The organism is Erythrobacter dokdonensis DSW-74 (assembly GCF_001677335.1).
GTDB lineage: Bacteria > Pseudomonadota > Alphaproteobacteria > Sphingomonadales > Sphingomonadaceae > Erythrobacter > Erythrobacter dokdonensis.
The window spans coordinates 787,422-808,099 of record NZ_LZYB01000001.1 but is presented as its reverse complement, the minus strand read 5'-3'; the positions used below and the strand labels follow the sequence as shown (position 1 = coordinate 808,099).

At 64.5% G+C, this 20,678-nt stretch carries 19 protein-coding genes; 8 read left to right on the top strand and 11 right to left on the bottom strand.

Annotated features, from left to right (window positions below):
• Positions 1-34: 34 nt before the first annotated feature.
• The 5 genes from I603_RS03835 to I603_RS03815 all read right to left on the bottom strand — a co-directional run bounded on the left by I603_RS03835 (position 35) and on the right by I603_RS03815 (position 3,375).
• Entirely contained in the window at positions 35-667 is a 633-nt protein-coding gene (locus tag I603_RS03835) for a 50S ribosomal protein L25/general stress protein Ctc (protein ID WP_068862442.1), read from the bottom strand.
• 117 nt (positions 668-784) lie between these two features.
• Positions 785-1,717 carry a TraB/GumN family protein gene (locus tag I603_RS03830; protein WP_084439810.1) on the bottom strand — a complete coding sequence of 311 codons (933 nt, stop codon included), beginning with the start codon at positions 1,715-1,717 and terminating at the stop codon, positions 785-787.
• 19 nt (positions 1,718-1,736) lie between these two features.
• Positions 1,737-2,654 carry a TraB/GumN family protein gene (locus I603_RS03825; RefSeq protein ID WP_232305237.1) on the bottom strand — a complete coding sequence of 306 codons (918 nt, stop codon included), beginning with the start codon at positions 2,652-2,654 and terminating at the stop codon, positions 1,737-1,739.
• 71 nt (positions 2,655-2,725) lie between these two features.
• Entirely contained in the window at positions 2,726-3,178 is a 453-nt protein-coding gene (locus tag I603_RS03820; protein WP_068862441.1) for a hypothetical protein, read from the bottom strand.
• Positions 3,175-3,375, bottom strand: coding sequence for a helix-turn-helix transcriptional regulator (locus I603_RS03815; protein WP_068862548.1), 201 nt, complete (start codon positions 3,373-3,375; stop codon positions 3,175-3,177). The genes I603_RS03820 and I603_RS03815 overlap by 4 nt, the downstream gene beginning before the upstream one ends.
• Positions 3,376-3,684: 309 nt before the next feature.
• Between I603_RS03815 and I603_RS03810 the strand changes: the two genes are divergently transcribed.
• The 3 genes from I603_RS03810 (at position 3,685) to ppdK (ending at position 9,514) form a co-directional block, all read left to right on the top strand.
• A complete protein-coding gene (locus tag I603_RS03810; protein ID WP_068862440.1) occupies positions 3,685-4,614 on the top strand; it encodes a glycine--tRNA ligase subunit alpha in 930 nt (309 codons plus the stop codon).
• Positions 4,614-6,722, top strand: a complete 2,109-nt coding sequence (gene glyS, locus I603_RS03805) for a glycine--tRNA ligase subunit beta (RefSeq protein ID WP_068862439.1) — start codon at positions 4,614-4,616, stop codon at positions 6,720-6,722. Before I603_RS03810 ends, glyS begins: the two co-directional genes overlap by 1 nt.
• Before the next feature lie 119 nt (positions 6,723-6,841).
• Positions 6,842-9,514, top strand: coding sequence for a pyruvate, phosphate dikinase (gene ppdK, locus I603_RS03800; protein ID WP_068862438.1), 2,673 nt, complete (start codon positions 6,842-6,844; stop codon positions 9,512-9,514).
• Here ppdK and I603_RS03795 read toward each other — a convergent pair.
• Positions 9,511-10,275, bottom strand: coding sequence for a methyltransferase domain-containing protein (locus I603_RS03795; RefSeq protein WP_068862437.1), 765 nt, complete (start codon positions 10,273-10,275; stop codon positions 9,511-9,513). The two genes, ppdK and I603_RS03795, sit on opposite strands and share 4 nt — an antisense overlap.
• A 57-nt stretch (positions 10,276-10,332) precedes the next feature.
• Here I603_RS03795 and I603_RS03790 point away from each other — a divergent pair, with 57 nt between their 5' ends.
• From I603_RS03790 to I603_RS03775, 4 genes are all read left to right on the top strand, one after another.
• Positions 10,333-11,079, top strand: a complete 747-nt coding sequence (locus I603_RS03790) for a ComF family protein (RefSeq protein ID WP_068862436.1) — start codon at positions 10,333-10,335, stop codon at positions 11,077-11,079.
• Positions 11,080-11,411: 332 nt separating this feature from the next.
• Positions 11,412-11,807 carry a phosphoribosyl-AMP cyclohydrolase gene (gene hisI / locus I603_RS03785; RefSeq protein WP_068862435.1) on the top strand — a complete coding sequence of 132 codons (396 nt, stop codon included), beginning with the start codon at positions 11,412-11,414 and terminating at the stop codon, positions 11,805-11,807.
• Between the two features lie 32 nt (positions 11,808-11,839).
• Positions 11,840-12,304 (top strand): MerR family transcriptional regulator, encoded by a 465-nt coding sequence (locus tag I603_RS03780; RefSeq protein WP_068862434.1) that lies wholly within the window; start codon positions 11,840-11,842, stop codon positions 12,302-12,304.
• Between the two features lie 56 nt (positions 12,305-12,360).
• Positions 12,361-14,166 carry an acyl-CoA dehydrogenase C-terminal domain-containing protein gene (locus I603_RS03775; protein ID WP_068862433.1) on the top strand — a complete coding sequence of 602 codons (1,806 nt, stop codon included), beginning with the start codon at positions 12,361-12,363 and terminating at the stop codon, positions 14,164-14,166.
• An 88-nt stretch (positions 14,167-14,254) separates the two neighbouring features.
• On the opposite strand, the gene I603_RS03770 is transcribed toward I603_RS03775, so the two are convergent.
• Positions 14,255-15,733 carry a M20/M25/M40 family metallo-hydrolase gene (locus I603_RS03770; RefSeq protein ID WP_232305236.1) on the bottom strand — a complete coding sequence of 493 codons (1,479 nt, stop codon included), beginning with the start codon at positions 15,731-15,733 and terminating at the stop codon, positions 14,255-14,257.
• 163 nt (positions 15,734-15,896) lie between these two features.
• Between I603_RS03770 and I603_RS03765 the strand changes: the two genes are divergently transcribed.
• Positions 15,897-17,171: a M20/M25/M40 family metallo-hydrolase gene (locus I603_RS03765; protein ID WP_068862431.1), complete on the top strand. Its 1,275-nt coding sequence runs from the start codon at positions 15,897-15,899 to the stop codon at positions 17,169-17,171.
• Between the two features lie 3 nt (positions 17,172-17,174).
• Here the strand turns inward: I603_RS03765 and I603_RS03760 are convergent, their stop codons facing one another.
• From I603_RS03760 to I603_RS03745, 4 genes are all read right to left on the bottom strand, one after another.
• Positions 17,175-17,630 (bottom strand): hypothetical protein, encoded by a 456-nt coding sequence (locus I603_RS03760; protein ID WP_068862430.1) that lies wholly within the window; start codon positions 17,628-17,630, stop codon positions 17,175-17,177.
• Between the two features lie 121 nt (positions 17,631-17,751).
• Positions 17,752-18,456 (bottom strand): dienelactone hydrolase family protein, encoded by a 705-nt coding sequence (locus I603_RS03755; RefSeq protein WP_068862429.1) that lies wholly within the window; start codon positions 18,454-18,456, stop codon positions 17,752-17,754.
• Positions 18,456-19,376, bottom strand: a complete 921-nt coding sequence (gene cysK / locus I603_RS03750) for a cysteine synthase A (RefSeq protein ID WP_068862428.1) — start codon at positions 19,374-19,376, stop codon at positions 18,456-18,458. Before cysK ends, I603_RS03755 begins: the two co-directional genes overlap by 1 nt.
• Entirely contained in the window at positions 19,373-20,641 is a 1,269-nt protein-coding gene (locus tag I603_RS03745) for an MFS transporter (RefSeq protein WP_086621853.1), read from the bottom strand. Before I603_RS03745 ends, cysK begins: the two co-directional genes overlap by 4 nt.
• Positions 20,642-20,678: the final 37 nt, after the last annotated feature.

The following is a 20,678-nucleotide window of genomic DNA, read 5'->3' as shown; positions in this document are numbered from 1 at the left end:
CGCCTCTTGTTTCATGCCGCAGGCGGCGGGAAGATCAGTCTTCCTCGCTCTTGGCCTCTTCAGTGGCCTCGGCGGCGGCCGCACCTTCGCTCTTCTTGAGCGCGGACGGGGCAACCAGCGTCGCGATGGTGAAGTCGCGGTCGGTGATCGCGCTGACGACGCCCTTGGGCAGGGTGACTTCGCTGATGTGGATCGCATCGCCCACATCCTTGCCGGTCACGTCGATCTGGATCTCGTCCGGGATCGCATCGCTCGGGCAAACCAGTTCAAGTTCGTGGCGCACGATGTTGAGCACGCCGCCCTTCTTGAGGCCGGGCGACTTCTCTTCGTTGACGAACACCACCGGCACCGCGACTTCGACCCTGGAATCGGCCGAGAGGCGCAGGAAATCGACATGTGTCGGACGGTCGGTCACCGGGTGGAAGGCAACATCCTTCGGCAGGGTGCGAACGGTCTTGCCACCGATCTCGATGTTGACGATCGAGTTCATGAAGTGCCCGGTCATCAACTGCTTGACCAGTTCCTTCTGCTCGACGTGGATCAGGGTGGGTTCTTCCTTGCCGCCGTAGATCACGGCAGGCGTCCGACCATCGCGGCGAAGTGCTCGGGAGGCTCCCTTGCCAGCCCGTTCGCGCGCTTCGGCCGGCAGAGTGAGAGCGTCGCTCATAATCGTGCCTTTCGAATGCGTGTTGAATTCAGCTTTTTTCCGGCGCGCCGCCTCCAGGGATGACCAGAGCACCGAAGCGCGGGCCCTTAGAGCGCCAAGGCGCGATTGGCAACCGCTTTAGGGAGCGCCGATCCTCCGTACACGGTAGCCCTGCGTTTCGATAAGCGCGACGAGACCTTCCGGACCGACAAGATGCGCCGTGCCGACCGCGATGAGCGGGCGCGGTGCATCGGCCAGCATCGGTACGATGGCGGCAGCCCAGTTGCGGTTGCGATCGGTCAGCAAGGTGCGGTGCAGCGTCTCGTCGGCCAGAAAGCCCTCGCGGGTCGAAGCCTCGATCGCGGCTGCATCGCCCGTCAGCCAGGCGCGCTGGAGCCGGGACGGGTCGGCACGCGTCCTTTCGCTATCGCTCAGCACTGCGGCCAGCATGGTGCGCTGGTCGCGTTCTGGCAGGCGATCGAAGATCGAAAGCTGGCCCCGCAGGCCTTCGAGCTCGCGCACCGGCCGGGTTGCGAATTCATCGATCAGCGCCCGGTCGACCCCGTGGGCGGGATCTCCGGTTGCATCGACGCGGGCGAGGGTAATTGCCGCGGCCCATGTCTCGAGCGCGGTGAAATCCACGCGGTCAAGGTCACCGCGCTTGATAAGGGCCAAAAGCCGGGGTTGCAGTTCAGGCGGAACGCGCTGTGCCAGAGGCGGCAGACCGGGCGTCTCGGCGAGCATCGCATAGATCGACCGGGCGTTGCCGCGCCCTTTCAGGTCACTGACCTCCACAAGCAGGAAATCGGCCGAGTCGATGACCCGGCCGATTTCTTCAGTGCGCCAGTGGGTATCGTCGGGAAGGGCATGGATCGTGCCGAGCATCCAGCCTTCCACCGCGCCATCGGCGCTGGCGATTTCATAGAGCAGCGGGTTGGGGGGCGGACCCTCTGTCTCGTCGCCGGGTGCAAAACTGCACCCGGCGACAGTCAGGGTAACCAGGCAGGCAAGCAGCGCAGCGAAGGCATTCCGCAAACGGCTGACGAGCCCGGCCGGTGGCATGGCGATCATTATCGCGCGTCTTCCCGGATCACTTCACCCGGGCCACGGCAATGCCCTTTTCGGCGAGGTAATCCTGCACGCTCTTGGCTCCGGCAAGGTGACCTGCACCGACTGCGACGAACACGGTACCCGGCGTGTCCAAGCGGGTATCGATCCATTCGGCCCAGTTCGCGTTGCGCTGGTAGAGCAGGGCTTCGGCCACAGCCGGATCTTCCATGTTTTCGTTCATGATGGCCGCCAGCTCGTCGGCATCGCCCTCGGCCCATTCGGCCACCATCCGGTCGAGCATCGTCTTTACATCGTCCATCCCTTCGACCGCTTCCATCAGGAAGGCGACCTGACCCTCGGTCGGCATGCCGTTAAAGATGCCGAGCTGGAATTCGGCGGTCTCGAGCGCACCCTGCGGCTTGTCGCCCGCCTTCGTGAGCAGCACCTTTTCCACGCCGCTGCTGGGATCATAGCCCTGCTGCATGAGGGGCAAGAGCGAGAGGGTGAGGCCGGCGAGCCACGGCTTGAGCGGATCGAAGGCAGCCGGGGGCGCGCCGATCTTGGCGAGTGCGCCCTCATAGGCGGTGGTCTGTTCAGGGGTCAGCAGCGAGCGCAGCGTGGTCCCGCCAGGCAGCATGCCCATCTGCATGCTGAGTTGCTGGAGTTCGGCCTCGCTTGCCTTGTCCATCTTGATCTCGGTCACGATCATGTCGGAGCCTTCCAGCGCGCTGGCGATGGTTGCATCGTACCACTCGATACCCTTTGGCAGGACGTGGACCGTGCCGAACAGGTAGATAGTGGTATCCTCGTCGGCCACCTTCCACAGCGCCGGGCCATTGCCGGTCGAGGCAGGCGCTGCGGCTTCGATGGCGGCGTGGTTGTCAGCCAGTGCCGGTGCTGCGCCGAACAGGGCGAGCGGGGCGACGGTAAGAGCGAGCAGATTGGCAAGTTTCATCATATTTCCTTTCGGGGGTTCAAGGGGTTTGAGGGATAAAGGGTATTCAAACAAGGGTGCTGGCCAACACGAAATCACAGCCGCCAGCGGGCAAAAGCAAACGAGGCAATCATCGCGACATAGGCGATGGCGAAGATTCCGAAGGCGTGCGGCGGCGGCACAAAGCCTCCTGCATAGAGCGCGGCCCAGATCGGGAAACCCCCGAGCACCGCGATACAGCCGCCGGTGAAGCCAATGAGACTGTGCTGGCGCTTGTAATCATCGACCATGCGGAAGCCCCAGAGAGGCAGGACGATAAGGCCGCCAATCAGCAGCGCGACAATGACGAGCGCCAGTGCCGGTGGCAGCTTGAGTTGCTCCCAGTCACCGGCAAACAGACTGCCGTCTCCCTGGTCGAAGAAACCGGTCGCAAAGCCGATCACGCCGCCGATCAAACCGGCGATGCCGAGAAAGATGATCTGGTTGCGTTGCCGCTTGCGGGTACGTGCTTCGCCGGGGCCAAGCTGTTGATCAGTCGGGAAGATCATGCGTGTTCTCCGTCGTCGAAGATGTCCTCAATCCGCATGTCGAACAGCCGCGCGATGCGGAACGCGAGGGGGAGGGAAGGGTCGTGCTTGCCGGTCTCGATGGCGTTGACCGCCTGGCGCGAGACGTCGAGCCGCCCGGCCAGTTCGGCCTGCGACCAGTCGCGTTCGGCGCGAAGGATCTTGAGGCGGTTTTTCAAGGCGATCAGAACCACAGGCTATCCCATAAGCGGGCGAGGATAATCCCGGCTCCGATGCTCGCGACAAAGAGCAGGGCGTAGGCCTGCCAGCGCCTCAGGCAGATTGTGTCGGTGAGCACGTTCATCTTGTATCTCCATCATGTATGCCTGACCAAATGTCAGGTTGTCCTGACTATATGTCGCGATTCGCTGACTATGTCAAGATAACCTGACTTAATGTCGCCTCAACATGACCTGCCCGGCGCTGTCCCACACCTTGCTGCGCTGCGGCATTGACGCTTTGGGGGCGTTCGGCCATGGCGAGCCGCCATGAGTGCAGCGCCTCTTTTCACACCGCCCGCCCGCGATCCCGCGCGGTCGTTCCAGGACATGATCCTGACGCTCCACGACTTCTGGAGCGCGCAGGGCTGCGTCATTCTCCAGCCCTATGACATGCGCATGGGAGCGGGGACATTCCACACCGCCACCACTCTTCGCGCGCTGGGACCGGAGCCTTGGAATGCGGCCTTCGTGCAGCCCTGCCGCCGCCCGACCGACGGGCGCTATGGCGAGAACCCCAACCGGCTCCAGCATTACTATCAGTATCAGGTGATCCTGAAGCCTTCGCCGTCCGACATTCAGGAACTCTACCTCCAGAGCCTCGCCGCGATCGGCATCGATCCGCTGGCGCACGATATCCGCTTTGTCGAGGACGACTGGGAGTCGCCCACACTCGGCGCATGGGGGCTGGGCTGGGAAGTGTGGTGCGACGGGATGGAAGTCACCCAGTTCACCTACTTTCAGCAGATGGGCGGGTTCGACTGCAAGCCGGTGGCTGGCGAGCTGACCTACGGGCTGGAACGTCTCGCGATGTACATTCAGGGCGCCGACAATGTGTACGACCTTGCCTTCACCTCCGCAGGTGTGACCTACGGCGACGTGTTCCTGGAGAACGAGCGCCAGATGTCGAAGTGGAACTTCGAGGTCGCCGAAACGGGCGCGCTGTTCGATCTCTTCGCCAAGGCCGAGGCCGAGTGCCGCAACGCGCTCGGCGCAGGCGTGCCGATTGCCGCCTACGAACAGGCGATCGAGGCGAGCCACGTCTTCAATCTGCTGCAGGCGCGCGGGGTGATTTCGGTGCAGGAACGCGCCAGCTACATGGGCCGGGTGCGCGACCTCGCGCGCTCCTCGTGTGAGGCCTATGCCGAGAAGATGAGGCCGGAGTGGCAGGCGAAGTATCCCGGGTGGAATCTCGTCTGATGGCCGACTTCTTGCTCGAACTGCGCTGCGAGGAAATCCCTGCCCGGATGCAGGCCGGGGCGCGTGCGGAACTCGAAAAGCTGTTCCGGCGCGAGCTTGATGCGGCGGGAGTTTCCGCTGGCGACGTGACTATCTGGTCGACCCCGCGCCGTCTCGCACTGATCGCGCGCGGGCTTCCGTTGGCGACCGAGGCTGTCTCCGAAGAAGCGAAGGGCCCTCCCGAAGGCGCACCCGATGCCGCCATCGACGGCTTCTGCAAGAAGGCCGGCGTCAGCCGCGACCAGCTGGAGCTGCGCGACGTCAAGGGCCGCATGACCTATTTTGCGGTCGTGAACATCCCCGGTCGCCCTATGGCCGAGGTGCTGGCGGCCGCGACCCCCGCGATCATCCGCGATTTTTCATGGCCCAAGTCAATGCGCTGGGGCGTGGCGTCGATCAGCACGGATTCCCTGCGCTGGGTGCGCCCGCTCTCCGGCATCGTCGCGCTGCTCAATGGCGAGGTGATCGACGTCGAAGTCGGCGGCATCGCCTCGGCCCGCGAGACCATGGGGCACCGTTTCCATTCATCCGGTGGGATCAGCATCGCCAGCGCGGATGACTACGCCGCAAAGCTGCGCGCCGCCCATGTGATCGTCGATCACGAGGAGCGCCAGAACCTGATCCGCGAGCGCGCGGCCAAGGTCGCGGCGGACGCTGGCCTGAGGCTTGTCGCGGACGAAGGCCTGGTGGTGGAGAACGCGGGGCTGACCGAATGGCCGGTACCACTGCTCGGCCGCTTCGACGAGACCTTCCTCGACGTGCCGCCCGAGGTGATCCAGCTCACCGCGCGGGTGAACCAGAAATATTTCGTGTGCGAAGGGACCGACGGCAAACTGGCCAACGCCTTCGTCTGCACCGCCAATATCGATCCCGTAGACCCCGCCGTGGTGGTCGACGGCAACCGCAAGGTGCTGGCCGCGCGTTTGAGCGATGCGCGCTTCTTCTGGGAGCAGGACCAGAAGACGCCCCTCGCCGTGCACGCCGAGAAGCTGTCGCGGATTACGTTCCACGAGAAGCTCGGCACGGTTGCCGACAAGGTCGAGCGTGTGGCCAAACTGGCGCGCTGGTTGTGCGAGGAGGGGATTGTCGCAGGCGACCCCGCGCTCGCCGAACAGGCCGCGCGGCTATGCAAGGCCGATCTCGTCACCGAGATGGTCGGCGAATTCCCCGAATTGCAGGGCCTGATGGGCGGATATTACGCCGCGAAGGAAGGCCTGCCGGTCGAGGTCGCCGAGGCGATCCGCGACCACTACAAGCCGGTCGGGCAGGGCGATGAAGTGCCGACCGCGCCGGTGACGGTGGCGGTAAGCCTTGCGGACAAGCTGGATACACTTCGCAGTTTCTTCAAAATCGATGAAAAGCCGACCGGCTCTAAGGACCCCTTTGCTCTGCGCCGTGCGGCACTCGGGACCATCCGGCTCATCACGGATAACGGTCTGAGGATGGGGGTGGCCGAAGGTGACCTCCTCGACTTTTTCGCCGACCGCCTCAAGGTCCAGCAGCGCGAGGCGGGCGTCCGCCATGACCTGATCGACGCGGTGTTCGCGCTCGGCCAAGAAACTGGAAACGTTGAGGATGATCTCGTGCGTCTGCTCGCCCGCGTCCATGCCTTGCAGGCCTTCGTCACCACCGAGGACGGCACCAACCTCCTCGCGGGCTACAAGCGGGCGGCGAATATCCTCAAGAAGGAAGGTTGGGATAGCACATCCCGTCTCCCCGGACTTGATCCGGGGCCCCGGTCCCTTGCCGTCGAAGAAGAAGCGGGATCCCGGCTCGGGGGCCGGGAAGACGAAAGTCTTGTGCTTTCCTACACTCCCGAGCCGGCCGAAAAGGCGCTGATCGACGCGCTCGACACCGCCGCGCCGCTTGCCGCGCAGGCGGTGGAGGCAGAGCGGTTCGCCGATGCGATGGCGGCGCTCGCCACCTTGCGCGTCCCCATCGACAGGTTCTTTGAAGAGGTGACCGTAAACGCCCAAGAGGCGGATAAGCGGCAAGCCCGCCTTGCCCTGCTCGCGCGTTTCCGCGATGCGGTGCACAGGGTCGCGGATTTCAGCCGGATCGAGGGATGAAGGCCCTTGCTCCCCTGTCTGTCAAGTGGACGAAAACATAGACAGATCAAAGCAATATCATCGAAAATCAGCTTGACACCCTGTCAAGTTTGTCAAGCTGAGTAACTGCGGGAAATGCCATGACATTGAAAACGGTCTATGTATTCGGGGGCTCTGCCGACCACTCCGACCCGCGCCAGAAGGACAAGACCATCGTCGGTGGCAAGGGCGCGAACCTGGCCGAGATGGCCAGCATCGGCCTGCCGGTGCCGCCGGGCTTCACCATCACGACCGAAGAATGCATTGCCTATCTGAAGGATGGGGCGGATTTCTCGCAAGGCTTGCGAAGTGCCGTTACCGCAGCGCTGGCCCATGTCGAACAGGCCGTGGGCAAGAATTTCGGCAATCCGTCCGATCCCCTGCTCGTCTCGGTGCGTTCGGGCGCGCGGGTGTCGATGCCGGGGATGATGGACACCGTGCTCAACCTCGGCCTCAATGATGCCACGGTCGAGGGGCTGGCGGCATCGAGCGGAGACGCGCGTTTCGCCTGGGATTCCTATCGTCGCTTCATCCAGATGTATTCCGACGTGGTGCTCGGGATCGATCACGGCCTGTTTGAAGAAGCGCTGGAGATCGCCAAGGAAGACAAGGGTTTCTATAACGATACCGAGATGAACGCCGCCGACTGGCAGGCGCTGGTCGGCGAATACAAGACGATTGTCGAAGGCGAACTCGGTCGTGCCTTCCCGCAGGACGTTCACGAACAACTGTGGGGCGCGATCCGCGCCGTGTTCGACAGCTGGGATAGCGACCGCGCCAAGGTCTACCGCCGCCTTAACGACATTCCGGGCGATTGGGGCACAGCGGTCAACGTGCAGGCGATGGTCTTCGGCAACATGGGCGAAACCAGCGCCACCGGGGTCGCATTTACCCGCGATCCGGCGACCGGCACACGGGCCTACTACGGCGAATATCTGATCAATGCGCAAGGCGAGGACGTGGTCGCGGGGATCCGCACGCCGCAATACCTCACCATGGCGGCGCGCGAGGCGGCCGGGGCCAAGCCGCTGTCGATGGAAGAGGCGCTGCCCGAGGCTTACGCCGAGCTCGCCCGCGTGTTCGACCTGCTGGAACTGCACTACAAGGATATGCAGGACATCGAGTTTACCGTCGAACGCGGCAAGCTGTGGATGCTCCAGACCCGCTCGGGCAAGCGCACCGCCAAGGCCGCACTCAAGATGGCGGTCGACATGGTCGGCGAAGGCCTGATCGACGAGCGCGAGGCGGTGCGGCGGGTTGACCCGATGGCCCTGGACCAGCTGCTCCACCCGACGCTTGATCCCAAGGCTGAGCGGCATGTACTGACCACCGGTCTTCCCGCTTCGCCGGGCGCGGCGGCAGGCCGGATCGTGCTCGATGCTGATACCGCCGAACAATGGGCGGGACGCGGCGAGAAGGTCATTCTGGTGCGGGTTGAAACCTCGCCGGAGGACATTCACGGGATGCACGCCGCGCAAGGCATCCTCACCGCGCGCGGCGGGATGACCAGCCACGCCGCCGTAGTCGCGCGCGGCATGGGCCGGCCTTGCGTATCGGGCGCAGGTGCGGTGTCGATCGACCGCGCCAGTCGCACACTGCGCATCGGTTCGACCGAGCTCAAGGAAGGCGATGCCATCACGCTTGACGGAGCGACGGGTCAGGTCATGCTCGGCATCGTCCCCACGGTCGAGCCCGAGCTGGCAGGCGATTTCGGCACCTTGATGGTGTGGGCGGACAATCTGCGGCGCATGAAGGTGCGCACCAATGCCGAAACGCCCGACGACTGCCGTATGGCGCGCCAGTTCGGGGCCGAGGGGATTGGCCTGTGCCGCACCGAACACATGTTCTTCGAAGCCTCGCGCATCTCGCTGGTGCGCCAGATGATTCTTGCCGAAGACGAGGCCGGGCGCCGCCGCGCGCTTGACCGGTTGCTGCCCGAACAGCGGGGCGATTTTACCGCGATCTTCGAGGTCATGGCAGGCCTGCCGTGCACCATTCGCCTGCTCGACCCGCCGCTGCACGAGTTCCTGCCGCACGCTGACGAGGAATTTGCAGAGCTTGCCGATGCGACCGGGCTGGGCGTCGATCACCTGAAGCGCCGTGCGGGCGAGCTGCACGAATTCAACCCCATGCTCGGCCACCGTGGCTGCCGTCTGGGGATTACCTTCCCCGAGATCTACGAAATGCAGGCCCGCGCGATTTTCGAGGCGGCCTGCAAGGTCAAGGTCGCCAGCGGCGAGGCGCCCTTGCCGGAAATCATGATCCCGCTGGTGGCGACGAAGCGCGAATTGGCAATCCTGCGTGCGCTGGTCGACCGCACCGCCGAGGCGGTCTTTGCCGAGACCGGCACGCGGGTCGATTACCTTGTCGGCACGATGATCGAATTGCCCCGCGCCGCATTGATGGCAGGCTCGATTGCCGAGGAAGGCGAGTTCTTCTCCTTCGGCACCAATGACCTGACGCAGACCACACTGGGCGTGTCGCGCGACGACGCAGCGCGGTTCCTGAGCGTCTATGTCGACAAGGGCATTTTCCCGCGGGATCCCTTCGTCAGCCTCGATATCGAAGGCGTCGGCCAGCTGGTCGAACTGGCGGCGGAGCGGGGCAGGGCGACCCGGTCCGACATCAAGCTCGGCATTTGCGGCGAGCATGGCGGTGATCCGGCAAGCATCGATTTCTGCGAGAGCGTGGGCCTCGATTACGTCAGCGCATCGCCCTACCGCGTGCCGATCGCGCGGCTTGCCGCAGCTCAGGCGGCGCTGAAGCAGGCCTAAGTTCCGGCGAGCGAACGTCGTCCGGTGAGGGTGACGATCTCGAAGGTCTCGGCCGTCTTGCCATCGGCATCGGCGCGTGCGGTGAAGGCGGTGCGCGCTCGGGAAAGCGCGGCGCGTCCAAGCGGCGCGGCGGGCTTGGCCAGCGCATTGCCGAGCCCGGAATCGCGCAGATCCGCCACCAGCCGGTCGAGCGAGGAATAGCGCACCGTCAACGCGTGGGTATCGACCACCGGATCCTTCCACCCCGCACGCTGGAGCAGGGCCGGGGCAGCCCGCGGGTCGACCAGCGGATGGATGCGCGCGGCAGGCCTGTCCGGCTCGGCGGCGAGCATCGCGGCACGCAGGGCTGGCAGGCTCTGGCCGCCGATGAAATGGGCGATCACCAGCCCGCCGGGTGCAAGCGCGCTGCGCAGGTGGATCAGCGCGCCGGGCAGATCGTTCACCGCATCGAGCAGCCCGGTGACGGTGATCAGGTCGAATCCGCTGACGGAGTAGGGCGCTTCGAGATCGATGTCGTCAGGCACCGCCACCTCCGCCCCGCTGGCGCTAAGCCGCGCAGCCAGCTCGCCGGTCCAATCGCCGAGCACCAAGGCGCGCGCCGGTTCGTGGCGCAGGAAGCCGAGCCGTTCGAGCGTATCCTCGATCATGTCTTCGGCGATGAAGCGCGCGGCATCGGCGTGCTCACGGCGCATCTGTGCGCGGGCGAGGCGATTGCGGCGACGGGCCGGGCTGAAGATGGTGGGGATAGCGGGTGCGCTCATGCAAGCCGCCCTGCCGCGCTTGCCAGCACAGTGCAAGCCGTGCGACACTCGCGATCGATGGCAGTGGTCGCACACTTGGCCCGGGGCGTGAAGCCGCTGGTGGATCTCGTCTATCCGCCGCGTTGTCCGCTGTGCGGCACCGCGCTTGCCGATCAGGACGGGCTGTGCGCGGATTGCTGGAGCCTTCTCGACATTCCCGGTGAAGGGGGCGGCGAGGCCGTGGCCGCATGGCACGATCACGGTCGCCCGGTGCCGGCCCATGCCGCGACGTTCTACAATGATGCCTCGCGTCGGCTTGTGCTCGATTACAAGCACGGCCGCCGGATAGCGTTGGCGCGGCTGCTGGCCCGGTTGATCGCGGCGCGGCTGCCCGAAACCGATGCGGGGCTGGGCAAGCCGGTGCTGGTGCCGGTGCCGCTCCACCGCTGGCGTCTGTGGCAGCGCGGGTTCAATCAGGCGGCGCTGCTGGCGGTAGAGCTAGCGCGGCTTGGCAAGGGCGAAGTGCTGGTCGATGGCCTGCTGCGCCGCAAGCGCACCCCGAGCCTCGGCGGGCTGGGGCGCGAGGCGCGTGACCGGGCGCTGGCCGGGGCCATCATCGTAAACCCGCGCAGGCGCGCAGCGATTGCCGGTCGCGATGTGGTGCTGGTCGATGATGTGTTCACCAGCGGAGCGACGGCGCGGGCTTGTGTCGGCGCGCTGGCTGGGGCGGACGCGCGCAGCGTCTCGGTCGCGTGTTTTGCCCGGGTCGATGATGGCGGGCACCGTGGCGCGAGCCCCAAAAACGAAACGCCCGAGGCCTTGTGAGCCCCGGGCGCCGCGTGACGAAACGGTGCGGATCCACCCTTTCGGGCCTTGATGGCCACCCCCTAGATAGGCCATCGGGATCCTGTCCCTCATCGTTCAACCGGTCGCTCCGGCACCCCGCTGCCGGCCTGCGCCACGGTCACCCCCTGAACCCGGCATCAGGCGATGCCATTGTTCGGTGGAGAACCCCTTGCGGAGTTCGTGACCTGTTGTTCCATCGTGGCTTGCAATGCGGAAGGCCTAACCTTTGTATCTGACGTTTTTTGCAAGCCGCTGTTGTGAACGTGCAACAATCCGCGCATGAGCGGGCCGTGGACTCTCCGGAGACGAATATGACCGATCATCTGCTGAGCACCGATGAGCGCGAGCAAGGTTCGATTTTTGCCCCCAAATTCGATCCGGCCGGATTGTTGACCGCCGTGGTCGTTGATGCCGCATCCGGTGAGGTGCTGGTGGTGGCGCACATGAACCGCGAAGCGCTGGATCGGACGCTGGAGAGTGGAAAGGTGTACTTCTGGTCACGCTCGCGGCAGGCGCTTTGGCTCAAGGGCGAGACTTCGGGCCATTACCTGGATGCATTGGAAATCCGCGTTGATTGCGACCAGGACGCGCTCGTGATTCGGGCAAGGCCGGCTGGACCGACTTGCCATACCGGTGCGCGGAGCTGTTTTTATCGCCGTGTCGAGAGCGGTGACGAGGGTACCGTTCTCGTTAAGGTCAAGACTTGACGCTCACGTAAAGGTAAGGTAGGTCAGGCGGCATGGCTACCGCTCCTGCCCAACATGCCGCCGCCGGAAAGGCTGAACTCGAACCGCGCCGTAATGGCGCGCACCTTGATCGGCCCGATATTCATGCGCGCGAGCAATTCACCATCTCCGACCTGACGTCGGAATTCGGCTGCACGGCCCGTGCGCTGCGCTTCTACGAAGACGAGGGCCTTATCAGCCCTGCGCGCGTCGGCCTGACCCGCGTCTATTCCAAGCGTGACCGCGCCCGGCTCGCCTGGATCATGCGCGCCAAGAATGTCGGCTTCAGCCTGACCGAGATCCGGGAGATGATCGACCTCTACGATCTCGACGATGGCCGTGTCGAACAGCGCCGCGTCACGATCGAGAAATGCCGCGCGCATATCGCCAAGCTCAAGGCGCAGCGCGACGACATCGATTCGTCGATCAATGAACTCACCGAATTCGTCGCCGAGATCGAGAAACTCGACCTCGGTTGACCGGCCTCGCGCCGTTTCACCTCCTGTCCGTCCACGCACATCCAAGGGATCATGTGATGCCGACCTATACCGCCCCCACCCGCGACACGCGCTTCATCGTCAACGAGGTGCTCGACCTTGCCAGCTACGGCAATCTTCCGGGCTTCGAGAACGCCAGCCCCGACATGATCGACACCGTCATCAACGAAGCGGGCAAGTTCTGCGCCGAAGTGCTCGCACCGATCAATCAGGCCGGTGACGAACACGGTTGCACGCGCCACGAAGACGGCTCCGTCACTACCCCTCCGGGCTTCAAGGAAGCCTATCAGGCCTATGTCGAAAGCGGTTGGGGCACGCTTGCGCAGCCCGAAGAATTCGGCGGTCAGGGCCTGCCGCATGTGCTCGGCTTTGTGCTGGAGGAATATACCGGCACCGCCAATCAGGCCTTCGCCATGTACCCGGGCCTTACCGCGGGCGCGATCTCGGCGATCCTCGCAAAGGGTTCGGACGAGCAGAAGGCGATGTATGTCCCCAAGATGATCTCGGGCGAATGGTCGGGCACGATGAACCTGACCGAACCGCATTGCGGCACCGATCTCGGCATGATCCGCACCAAGGCCGTGCCCAATGGCGACGGCACCTATGCGATCACCGGCACCAAGATCTTCATTTCCGCCGGCGAGCATGACCTGACCAGCAACATCATCCATCTGGTACTGGCCAAGACCCCGGGCGCGCCCGACAGCACCAAGGGCATTTCGCTGTTCATCGTTCCCAAGTTCCTGCTCGATGCCGACGGCAACCCGGCCGAGCGCAATGGCGTGACCTGCGGTTCGATCGAAAAGAAGATGGGCATCCACGGCAACGCCACCTGCCTGCTCAACTATGACGGCGCGACCGGTTACATGGTGGGCGAGGAGAACAAGGGCCTCGCCGCGATGTTCATCATGATGAATGCCGCGCGCCTCGGCGTCGGCATCCAGGGCTATGCCCAGGCCGAAGTCGCCTATCAGAACGCGGTCAATTACGCGCTCGACCGCCGTCAGGGCCGTGCGCTGACCGGCCCCGCGGACCCTGCTGCCAAGGCCGATCCGATCTTCGTCCACCCCGACGTGCGCCGGATGCTGATGGATGCCAAGGTCTTCACCGAAGCCATGCGGGCGCTGTGCCTGTGGGGTGCCTTGCAGGTGGACCTCACCCACAAGGCCCAGACCGCCGAAGAGCGCGAGATGGCCGACATGCTGATCGGGCTGATGACTCCGGTCATCAAGGGCTACGGCACCGACAAGGGCTACGACATCGCCAACAACATGCAGCAGGTCTATGGCGGCCACGGCTATGTGCGCGAATGGGGCATGGAGCAGTTCGTGCGCGATAGCCGCATCGCGATGATCTACGAAGGCGCCAACGGCGTGCAGGCGATGGACCTGTGCGGCCGCAAGCTCGCCATGAACGGCGGCAAGGCGATCCAGGCCTTCTTCGCCATGATCGACGAGGAAATCGCCGCCGCCAAGCAGGACGAAACCCTGAAGCCCATCGCCGAGCGGCTCGAAAAGGCGCTGGGTGAACAGAAGGCGGCCACCATGTGGTTCATGCAGAACGCGATGGCCAATCCCAACCACCTTGGCGCGGGCGCCCATCACTACATGCACATCATGGGCATCGTGACGCTGGGCTTCTTCTGGCTGAAGATGGCCAAGGTCGCTGCCGCCAAGCTGGTTGGCGAGCCGGAGGACAAGGCGTTCTACGAAGCCAAGCTGGTTTCGGCCAACTACTACGCCGAACGCTTTCTGCCTGATGCAGGCGCACTGCGCCGCAAGCTCGAAGCGGGCAGCGACTACATGATGAAGCTCCCGGCCGAGGCCTTTGCCACCGCTGCCTGAGTTTTCCGTTGACAGGGCAACAAGAAAGGGCCGTCCCGCTTATCGCAGGGCGGCCCTTTGCTTGGCTATTTGGGTGCGGAAAATGCGGCTACTTCGCAGCCTCTTCTGCCACCGTATATAGGTAGTCGACATAGGCCATGGTCGCCTGATCGAGGCCATAGACCTTGGGCTCGCTGCTTTCGATCAGGAACCATTCGTTGGGCGCATGGGCACCGCCACCGCGACTTAGACCGAATTGGGATGCAGGCAAGTTGAGCGGCGGACCATTGAAGATCACCCCCGGCCAGCTGCCCGCATTGCGCGGCCGGATCGCATAGGGAATACCGGTCTCGTCAAACAGGCGCTTCTGCGCGCGGATCAGCACGCTGTCCTCCTCGGTTTCGTTGGGTCCGTAGCCGCCCGAAACCGTCACCTGCACATCGTCGAACCCGCGCTTGGCAAGATGCGCCTTCAGCTTGCCCACCGCCTCGGCCTTGGTCATCGCCGGTACCAGCCGGAATTCGAGCTTGGCCTCGGCCCGGCCGGGCAGCACCGTCTTGCCACCTGGTCCGGTATAGCCCGCTACCAGCCCTTGGATGTTGACCGTGGGCTGCGAGTAGAAGCGTTCGAGGCTGGTGATGTAGTCCTCGTCATCGATCCACCTTCCGATGCCGAGCGCGGCCTTTTCCTGCGCTTCGGGATTGAGCTTCGCGCCCTCGGCGATCAGTTCCTTCTGGCGCGGGGTCAGCGGGCGGACGTTTTCGAACCACCCGTCGATGGCAGGGGTGTGCCCGTCATCGGCCACCAGCGTATCGAGCGCTTTGACCAGTCGCCAAGCCGGGTTCTCGATGCGTGCGTGGTTGGACGAGTGGATGTCGGTCTTTGGGTACTTATCCGAGGTCTCGCCGCCGACCACAAGCTGGAACTCGACGGCGCCCTTGGCTCCCAGCGTGATGTTGGCGCTGCCATCTTTGCTCTGTGCCGCCGACGGGATGAATACGCCGATCGTCTTCGCAAGCGCGGCCTGCACCTCTGGCACGGCGACGACCTGATCGAAATGGGTCGAGGCAACCTCTTCCTCGCCCTCGGCCACCAGCACAAGGTTGACGGGCAGCTTGCGCCCGCTGGCCTGGATCGCCTTGATCGCGGCGAGGAAGGCCATTTCCGGCCCCTTCTGGTTGACCGCCCCGCGGCCGTAGATTGCAAGGCCTTCGCCGGGGCGTTCGACAAGCCGTCCTTCGAGCGGAGGGGAATCCCATTCGGCCGGATCGAACTGCTTGACGTCATACATGAAGTAGATGCCGAGCGTAGTCGGCGCCCCGGCGTCAAGCGTCGCGAAGACTGCGGGCACACCGTCCGTGGGGATTATCCTGGCCTGCTGGAAGCCCGCGTCGAGCGCGAGCTGCTTCATATATTCGGCGCCTTCGGGGGTGCCGCGCTTTTCCGCTGCGATTGTGGGCAGCGCGATCCAGTCCCGCAGAGCCTTGATCGTCGTATCGCGCTGCGCGGCAACCGTGGCCGCGATCTTGTCACGCTCCGGTGTCTCTGCTGCTGCGGGAGCTGCTGCCAGAACGAGCGCCATAACCATGCCTAAACCCGCAATCGGCCGTACCATGCCAAGTCTCCCATTTGCCTTCGCTCGCAAGAGGTATCAGTCAGCCACGGTTTCGCAACGGCTTTCGCCGGCAGGCTTTGCGCCGCCCCGGCAAGCTGCCATAGCTGTGCCGGGAATGATGCGAGGAGAGCAAGGCATGTTGGTTCGGCGGGTGATACAGTTCGCGGCGGCGGCGGCAGCGGTGACGAGCACGCTGCCTCTGGAACCGGCATTCGCGCAAGAGGCGCAGAGCGCTTTGCCCGCGTCGCTGCATCAACAGCTTGATCGGCAATATGAACGCGTGATCGCGGACCTTATCCGCATCACCGAAACCCCCGCGCCACCTTTCAAGGAGGCAGAGCGTGCCGCGCTGTTCGCGGACATGCTGCGCGATGCGGGCCTTGCGGATGTCAGCATCGACGAGGAAGGCAATGTCATTGCCCTCCGTCCTGGAAGTGCGGAAGGTCCGGTTTTTGTCGTCTCGGCCCATCTCGACACGGTGTTTCCCGAAGACACGCCGATCACGGTGACCCGCGATGGTGATCGGTTGATGGCGCCGGGAATCGGGGATGACAGCCTCGGCCTTGCCTCGATCCTCGCATGGGTGCGGCTGCTGGAGGCGAACCGCATCGCTACGCGTCAGCCGGTTCTGTTCGTCGGCACCGTTGGCGAGGAAGGGGCGGGCGACCTTCGCGGCGTGCGCCATCTGTTCACCAAGGGTGCATGGAAGGACCGTATCGGCGCGTTTCTTTCAATCGACGGAACCGATGCCGGGCGGGTCGTTCACGCCGCTGTCGGATCGCGCCGCTATCGTCTCGCCTTCAACGGGCCGGGCGGGCACAGCTACGGCGCCTTCGGGATTGTCAATCCGATGGCCGCCATGGCCGGCACGGTGACCGGCATCTACGCCATCGACGTGCCGGGCGAACCCAAGACGACCTATTCCGCCAGCGTTGTCAGCGGGGGAACCTCGGTCAATGCGATCCCCGACAGGGTGGTGCTCGAAATCGATATGCGCTCGGGCGATCCTGCTGAACTGGGGAAGCTGGAACAAGGCGTGCTGGCAGCGGCGGAGGCTGCGGTGGCACAGGAGAATTCCTCGCGTTCGACCCGCGCAGGCCAGATATCGCTCGAGCCCGAATTGATCGGCGATCGCCCGGCGGGCGCGACGCCTGTCGATCATCCGCTGGTGCAAATGGCGGTGTCAGCGTCGCAGGCAGCGGGCTTCAGGGGCCGGCTCGACGATTCCTCAACCGATTCGAACATCCCCATGAGCCTCGGGATCCCCGCCCTGACCATTGGCAGCGGGGCGGGCGGAGGACGCTCGCACAGTCTTGCCGAGTATCTTGCCATCGACCGGGATCGCTTCGTCGCAGGGCTTTCGGTGGGACTGGCGGTGATTCTTGCCCAGACCGGCGGCGAACTGCCCTGAGGTCTATTCCAGCCCGCCCATGAAACGCTGGCTACCGGCCTTGACCTTAGGGGTCGCGGCGGCGGCAACGCGTTCTGACAAGGTCATGCCAGTCTTGACGGCAACTGGTCGAGGACGTTCGCCCGATGGCTTTTCGGGTGCTCTTGCCACCTCAACCTCGCGCGTGGACTCCTCTGCCGGTGCCGGTGCCGGTGCTGCTGGTGGCGCCGGTTGTTGAGCAGGGGCGGGGGCACGGGCGGATTCAGCGTCGCTGAGCGGTGCGGCGACAGTTTGCTCTGCCGGACCAGAACCGGACAGGATCTTCTCGGCCACTTCTTCGATCGAGCCGACCACCAACAACGGCTGACCGCCAATGATGCCCACACTGGTCTGCCCGTTTTCCGCAGTACGCAGCCACGCCACGTTCTCGGCCACGACAAGATAGTTGCCACCGCGCGATTCGAGCTTGATGAATTTCATGACCGCCGTTTCCTAGGCACCTGACGCGTGCCGCGTTTGTCTGGCAAGCTCATAGCGCGTTCCGGTTAAGGAATCGGTTTACGATGCCGGCATGATTACGCTGCAGAGAAGTGGCAGTGGGTCACTCTGCCAGTGGCGCCACTTCGTCGATCAGTCCCATCAATGCCGTCCACGACTGCCGGTCTGCCAGAGGATGATAGGCCGGATTGGGCGTGCGCTGCGGGGTAAGCGGATTGGTGAAGCCGTGTTCCACTCCGGCAAACGACATAAAGTGCCAGTCCGCGCGCACCCGGTCCATTTCTTCCCAGAAGGCAATGACGTCACCGCGCGGCACGAGCGAATCGGAATCGCCGTGGCACACGAGGATGCGCGACCTGATGGGCGCCGCGGCGGGCAGGGGCGTGGCGAGCAAGCCATGGAAGCTTGCCACCAGTGCCAGATCGGCGCCGTCGCGCGCCAGTTCCAGCACGGCCATTCCGCCAAGACAAAAGCCTATCGCGATTTGCGGCTGTCCCGGAGCCGCATCGGAGAGCGCCGCAAGGCTCGCTCGCAGCCGCCGGCGCATAGCCAGCGGATCGGCGCGCAGGCGCTCCATTGCCGCCAAGGCGCTAGCCGCGTCATGCGGTGCGTCAGGGCCGTAGAAATCGGCGATGAAAGCGATGCACCCTGCCTCGGCGAGCGCCAGCGCCTTAGCCTCGACCCCGGGCGAGGTGTTCATGAAGGTCGGATAGACTGCGACTGCCGCCCGCGCCGGGCCGGACGGGCGCGCCAGCCATCCGGTCAGCTCGGCTGCGCCATCGGCATAGCCAATCCTTTCGAGCGCCATTACTCGACCGGCAGGAAATCGGGCACGGAGAGATAACGCTCGCCGGTGTCGTAATTGAACCCAAGCACGCGGCTGCCGGCGGCAAGCTCCGGCAACTTTCTGGCGATCGCAGCCAGCGTGGCACCGGATGAAATCCCGACCAGCATACCCTCCTCGCGCGCGGCGCGGCGGGCCATTTCCTTGGCGTCCTCCGCATCGACGGTAATCGCGCCATCGATGGCGTTGGTGTGGAGATTGCCCGGAATGAAACCCGCGCCGATGCCCTGGATCGGGTGTGGGCCGGGCTGGCCGCCATTGATTACGGGGGAGAGCGCAGGTTCGACCCCGTAGGCCTTGAGGTTCGCCCAGTGTTTCTTCAATTCCTCCGCGCATCCCGTAAGATGGCCCCCGGTGCCGACGCCGGTGATCATCACGTCGATCGGGGTATCGGCGAAATCGGCAAGAATTTCCTGCGCAGTGGTGCGCGCGTGGACCGCGGGGTTGGCCGCATTGTCGAACTGGCTCGGCATCCATGCGCCCGGGGTCTTTTCGACTAGCTCCTGCGCCCGTTCAATTGCGCCCTTCATGCCGAGCTCGCGCGGTGTCAGGTCGAAACTTGCCCCATAGGCGAGCATCAGGCGGCGCCGTTCGATCGACATCGATTCCGGCATCACCAGCACCAGCTTGTAGCCCTTGACCGCTGCGACCATTGCAAGGCCGATCCCGGTGTTGCCCGAGGTCGGCTCGACGATCGTGCCGCCCGGCTGCAAGGCGCCGCGGGCTTCCGCATCCTCCACCATGGCGAGCGCGATGCGGTCCTTGATCGAGCCGCCCGGATTGGCCCTTTCCGACTTCACCCACACCTCGTGGTTAGGGAACATCCGGGCAAGGCGGATATGCGGGGTGCCGCCGATTGTGGCGAGGATGTTGTCAGCCTTCATGTCGATACCTCTCTCTTGAGTTCCTGCGGCTCGAAACTGCGGGCGCGGCGCAATTCGGGGAAATACCACGCCCATACCAGTGTCACGACTATCGCACCCGCACCGCCGAACACAACCGCGCCGGTCGCACCCAGAAGTGCGGCAGCAAGGCCCGACTGCATTTCGCCAAGTTCGTTCGAGGCGGAGATAGCAAGGCCCGATATCGCCGAGACGCGTCCGCGCCGGTCGTCGGGGGTGAAAAGCTGGACCAGCGAGCTGCGGATGAAGACGGAGACCATGTCCACCGCGCCCATCGCGACCAGGATTGCCAGCGACAGCAGAAAATTGCGCGAGAAGGCAAAGGCAATGGTGAAGGCTCCGAAGGCGGCAACCGCCCAGAGCATTTTCATCCCGACCTCGCTCACGAGTGGCCGGAAGGATAGCCACAGCGCCACACTTGCCGCGCCCAGCGCAGGAGCAGCCCGCATCAGCCCCAGGCCTTCCGGCCCCACGAACAGGATGTCGCGCGCGAAGACTGGCAGCAGCGCGGTTGCTCCCGCCAACAGCACTGCAAACAGATCGAGCGTGATGCAACCGAGCAGAAAACGCTCGCGCCAGACATAGACCATGCCCTCGATGATCTGTCGCAAGGGTTTGAGGTGCGGGCCATCATGCTTTGCCTTGATCGGACGAACCGACAGGATCAGGGCCGTCGCTCCCAGCAACATCGCGGCGGACAGGGCGTGCGGGAGCCATTCGTAGCGCGCGAAGATCAGCCCGCCGACTGCCGGTCCCGCCACGCTCGCCGTCTGCCATGCGATCGACGACAGCGCGATCGCTCGGGGCAGCAGGACGGGGGGGACGATATTGGGGGCAATCGCGCTCATCGCCGGATTGACGAACACCCGCGCGGTGCCGTGGGCGGCGGCAAGCGCAAACAGGATCGGAATATTGAGCGCATCAGCCCAAGTCGTTACCGCCAGCAGCACCGCGACCAGGCCGTCGATCCCGTTGGCAAAGGCCGCAACATGGCGGCGGTCGAAACGATCCGCAGCAAGGCCGGCGACCGGCGTCAGCACGAACAGCGGAATGAATTGCGCCAGTCCCAGCAAACCGAGATAGAACGAGGCCTTTGCCACGCTCATCCCGTAATCGGCCCGCGCGACCTCGTAGAGCTGGTAGCCGAGCAGCACCACCATCGACATGGTCGCGAACACAGCGAAAAAGCGGGCCAGCCAGTAGCGCCGGTAATCACCGATCTGGAGCGGGGAAGCAGGTTCGATCACGGCCGCGCCATGGCAGGCGGCAGCACCGCTGCCAAGC